This window comes from Nocardiopsis halotolerans DSM 44410, assembly GCF_000341065.1.
Lineage (GTDB): Bacteria > Actinomycetota > Actinomycetes > Streptosporangiales > Streptosporangiaceae > Nocardiopsis > Nocardiopsis halotolerans.
Genome location: NZ_ANAX01000169.1, coordinates 1 through 4,427 on the forward strand (window position 1 = coordinate 1; position 4,427 = coordinate 4,427).

Here is a 4,427-nt window from a genome sequence, read left to right on the forward strand (position 1 = left end):
GACCACGGCGATCCCCGCTGCCCTTGTGCGGGCGGAACGTCCTCGTGTGCGCTGTTGTGTTCCGCTCGCTGTTCAGGGCCGAACTGGCGCGCGACGGTACTGGCTGGGACGGATGCCGTATTCGCGGTGGAACGCCGTGCTCAGAGCGTAGGCTCCGGAATAGCCGACCTCGCGCGCGACGGACTCCACCGTGGCGTCATCGCGTTCGAGGAGATCGGCGGCCACGCACAGCCGCCAGCTGGTCAGATAGGACATCGGGGGCTCTCCCAGCAGAGCGGTGAACCGCCGTGCCAGCGTGGCGCGCGAGACATGAGCCCGACGGGCCAGCAGTTCGATGGTCCATGGATGGTGAGGAGCATCGTGGATGGCTGCGAGTGCGGTCCCCACCACCGGATCCGAGCTTGCCCGGTACCAGCCGGGGGCCTTCGTCCCGGGGAGCGCGAACCAGTCCCGCAACGCACCGACCAGCACCAGATCCAGCAGCCGGTCCAGAATGGCCTGCTGACCGGGCTCCTCGCGAAGGATCTCGGCCTCCAGCAGCTGCAGGGCCGCGGTGCGCTGGGCCGCGCGCGGCACCACGAACACTCGCGGCAGGGCGCCCAACAACCGGTCGGCTACGCGTCCCGTCACGGTGAAGGACCCAGTCAGCATGGTGTCGTCGGCATCCAGCTGCGTTCCGCAGGTGCGGATGCCCAACGCGATGCTGTCAGCGGTGTTGCCCGCACCATCAAGACAGACCCCGGCCTCGGTCTGGACGTACATGGGCGCGGGGCTTGCTTCAGGGTCGCTGGTCACAGCGAAGGGGGCCGGTCCCACGACGACGGCTATGTCCTGGGACCCCAGCCGATGGGACTCGCCGCCGTCCACGATCCATGCCTGGCCGTGGAGCATCGTGACCAGGGACAGGGAGGCCCGTTCCGCGAACGTGGCGGACCAGGGCGGGTTCGCCAGGGTCCGGCCCAGCAGTGCTCCGGACGATCGGATGTGGTTGAGCACATCAGTCAGAGTGTCCACCGTGCCACCTTAGACGATGGATTATCGATATGAGACTTCTGGCGATTCTCCGTCTCGCCAGAGTCGGGTGTGATGGGGGCATGAACTCCTTTCACGAACCAACGCCAGGCCGTGCCCACTGGGTCTACACCCACCCCCGGCCCGATTCGCTGAACCGGCACCTGCTCCGTGCTGGGAGTGCCGCACTGTCCGAACAGTATGAGGTGACGGTCTCCGACCTCTACGCCGACGGGTTCGACCCGGCACTCAGCGAGCGCGACCTGGGAAGCCTGTCCGCAGCCCCGGGAAACCTCGCTGAGCTGACGGGCGACGCCTACGCGCGGGGAGAGGTGGAACCCGAGGTGAGGCGTGAGCAGGAGAGGCTCGCCGCTGCCGAGCTGCTGGTGCTCCAGTTCCCGCTCTGGTGGTACGGACCACCGGCGATGCTGAAGGGGTGGCTCGACCGCGTGCTGCAGACCGGGTTCGCCCAGGGTGAGTTCGACGAGGCCACAGGCCTGCCGCGCCGGTATGGGGACGGACGGCTGATGGGACGGAAGGCACTCGTCATCGTCACCGCCGGCGATGACCAGCGCACTCTGGGGCCGCGCGGCGTCAGCGGCGATCTCGAATCACTGCTGTTCCCGCTTACCCACGGCGCCCTGTGGTACGTGGGCATCGAAGCTCTGGACCTCCACGTGGTGTATGACGCGGACGGCATCGACCTCGCGGGCCGGGAACAGCAGGCTGATCGCCTGGCCGAGCGGCTTGCCGGTCTGTCCGGCGAGAGCGGCCGCCCCTACCGTCGGCTCCTGGACGGGGACTATGACCGGGAGAGCCGAGCCCTGCGCAAGGATGTCCATCCCGGACGTACGGACCTGGCCATCCACTACAGAGATTGAACGACCAGGTGAGGGTGGCGCGGTGCTGGCCTAGGGTGCCGGTGTGAGCACCCGATGGACGGTCCACGGCGAGAAGCTCGTGGACCAGAACCGGCACATCCGCCTCTCCACCGTCGACGTGACCCTTCCGGACGGTGTGTCCTTCACCCAGTACGTCGTGACCATGCCCCCGGCGGCGATGACGCTCGTGGTCGACGACCAGCGCGAAGTCCTGCTGATGCGGCGGCACCGGTTCATCATCGACCGGTGGGTGTGGGAGCTGCCCGGTGGTTACGTCGACGGTGCCGAGGACATCGGGGCCGCTGCGGCACGCGAGGTCGAGGAGGAGACCGGGTGGCGGCCCCGCTCGATGGAGCACATGGTGACCTTCCAGCCCGCCATCGGATCGTTGGACCAGCCCCAGATCATCTACCTGGCCCGGGGCGCCGACCTCACCGACACCCCTCCGGACGTCAACGAGGCCCAGGAGGTCCGCTGGTGGCCGTTGGAGGAGGCGGTGGAGATGATCGACCGGGGAGAGGTCGTCGGCGCCTCCACCGTCGTCGCGCTGTACCGGGCACTCACCCTGGTATGACCTCCCGAGCCCGTACCCCCGAATATCGGTTACGGGGTCGCTATCCGTTCCTGTCCGCCTGGGCAAGGGAGACGAGGAATGCGCCCCACGCGGACGGGGTGAAGGCGAGCTGGCCGCGCGAGCGGTTCTGGGTGTCGCGCACGTCCGCGCCGGTGCTGTGCTCGCGGACCTCGACGCACTCGTTGTTGCCGCCGCTGTAGGACGACTTGTGCCACTCAGTCACCATTGATCCTCTTCATCTCGTTACGGATGGCAATGAGCGTCTCATCTGGTCCCCAGGCCACGCCCTGCAAGGCCGCGAACCACATCCGGTAGCGCCCCACCTCGTTGGTCGCGGTGATGATCTGACCCTGGTGAGCGGACTCCACGTAGACCACCTCGGGCTGGTCAGCCGATGTGATGACCCGGAAGGGGCCGTTGTTGCCCGCGTGGCGCGGCTCGTCCACCGGGACGACCAGCAGGTTGACGCGTTCCTTCTCCACCAGGTCCATCACGTATTCGAGCTGTTCCAGCTGCACCTGGGATGAACCGTAGCGGCGCATGAGCAGGGACTGATCGACCACGAGCCAGATGACGGGCGAGAGCGCCCTGGCCATCTGCTGCGCCCTGCGAGCCCTCTGCTGGGCGCGCTCGGCGAGTTCGTTCGCCGACAACCAAGGAGCACCGTAGCGGATCACGGCTCGCGAGTAGGCCTCGGTCTGGAGATACACCGGGAACACCAGCGCCTGGTACTCGTACAGGGCATCGGCGGCATGGGTGCGCTCGGCGACCTCGTGCAGCCACGCGCGCCGTCCCGAGCCCGTCAATTCCTCCCACAGCCGCTCCAGGCGGCCACCGCCGTGCAGGGTCTCGTCAAGGGCACGACGCAGCCAGGGTCGGGCCATCGCCTTGCCGATTTCGATGTCGGAGAGGTGGGAGTTGCTGATCGTCGTGCCGCGCTGGCTGATACGGCGTGCGACGGCTTCTTGGGTCAGCTCGGCCTCGTTTCGGAGCCTGCGTAGCTCGCGCCCGAAAACCTTCAAGGTGCGTTCGTCAGGGGTCATGCGTTCATATGACCACACCACGGCATGCGCCATGGAGGAATTCCAGAAGATTCCAGAAGCCCCTGGAAGATTCATGGGTTATCCGGACGTGCTTACGGATCCTTTTCGCGGGGCCGCATCCTTTCGTTGTGGGCTCACGCACAGCGATCACGACCACGGCGAAAGGACCCGGTGGAAATCCATGACCCCGGCTCAGACCTCCCTCGACTTGCCCAGGCGTATCCGCCACACCGACCCCGACACCAGCGGCCTGGTGTGCGGGGCCGACCTCCACCACGTGCGGGCCGCACGCCGGTGGGCGATGCAGGCCACCAGGACCACACCCGGCGCGGCCCACCCGCTGCTGGTGTCCCTGGCCGAGCTGCACGCCAACGCGCTGAAGCACACCGCCTCAGGCCTTCTGGGCGGCCGGGTGAGGATCGAGATCCAGCGGCGCCCGCACCTGTTCCTGCTCCGGGTCACCGACGACGGCCCCTGGCCGGGCAGGAAGGTCACTGTGCCCACGGCCTCCACCAAGTTCGGCGTGGGGAAACCGGAATCCGTGCTGGTCGAGGGCGGATACGGCCTGGCTCTGGTGGACGCCCTGGCCCTGTACTGGGACTTCTCCGGGAAGGAAGGCGGGCCGTTGACGGTTCGTGCCGCTTTCGACCGTTCCGGGCGGACCCGTCTGCCGCTGTGATCCGAACGCGGTGACGTTTCCCAGCGGCCGGTATTGAAGAACCTCGCTTAACCAAGCGAACATCAACCAGCCCGGCGGAAGCGGCGCCATTTTCACGGGGTTCGGGCCGTTTATGCCCTTTGTGTGGTGTGGGTGGGAAGCGCAGTTCCGGGTGGCGTATGACCCCGGGGCCAATGACACCCGCCCACTCCCCACACACCGAAGACACAAGACGTGGAGGCGCCCCGGCCCGGTGTTAG

General features: G+C 67.4%; 6 protein-coding genes. 3 read left to right on the plus strand and 3 right to left on the minus strand.

What is annotated here, in order from left to right; translation table 11 throughout:
- Positions 1 to 72: 72 nt before the first annotated feature.
- Positions 73 to 1,014, minus strand: a complete 942-nt coding sequence (locus tag D455_RS0113040) for an AraC family transcriptional regulator (RefSeq protein ID WP_017571164.1) — start codon at positions 1,012 to 1,014, stop codon at positions 73 to 75.
- Positions 1,015 to 1,094: 80 nt separating this feature from the next.
- On the opposite strand from D455_RS0113040, the gene D455_RS0113045 reads away from it, so the two are divergent.
- Together D455_RS0113045 and D455_RS0113050 are read left to right on the plus strand one after the other, a co-directional pair.
- On the plus strand, positions 1,095 to 1,892 hold the full coding sequence (locus D455_RS0113045; protein ID WP_026122587.1) for an NAD(P)H-dependent oxidoreductase: 798 nt from the start codon (positions 1,095 to 1,097) through the stop codon (positions 1,890 to 1,892).
- A gap of 43 nt (positions 1,893 to 1,935) precedes the next feature.
- A complete protein-coding gene (locus tag D455_RS0113050; protein ID WP_017571166.1) occupies positions 1,936 to 2,466 on the plus strand; it encodes an NUDIX domain-containing protein in 531 nt (176 codons plus the stop codon).
- 40 nt (positions 2,467 to 2,506) lie between these two features.
- On the opposite strand, the gene D455_RS0113055 is transcribed toward D455_RS0113050, so the two are convergent.
- Positions 2,507 to 2,692, minus strand: a complete 186-nt coding sequence (locus D455_RS0113055) for a DUF397 domain-containing protein (RefSeq protein ID WP_017571167.1) — start codon at positions 2,690 to 2,692, stop codon at positions 2,507 to 2,509.
- Entirely contained in the window at positions 2,682 to 3,509 is an 828-nt protein-coding gene (locus D455_RS0113060; protein WP_026122588.1) for a helix-turn-helix domain-containing protein, read from the minus strand. The genes D455_RS0113055 and D455_RS0113060 overlap by 11 nt, the downstream gene beginning before the upstream one ends.
- A gap of 181 nt (positions 3,510 to 3,690) precedes the next feature.
- On the opposite strand from D455_RS0113060, the gene D455_RS0113065 reads away from it, so the two are divergent.
- Complete coding sequence (locus tag D455_RS0113065; RefSeq protein WP_017571169.1) at positions 3,691 to 4,188, plus strand: ATP-binding protein; 498 nt, start codon at positions 3,691 to 3,693, stop codon at positions 4,186 to 4,188.
- Positions 4,189 to 4,427 lie beyond the last annotated feature (239 nt).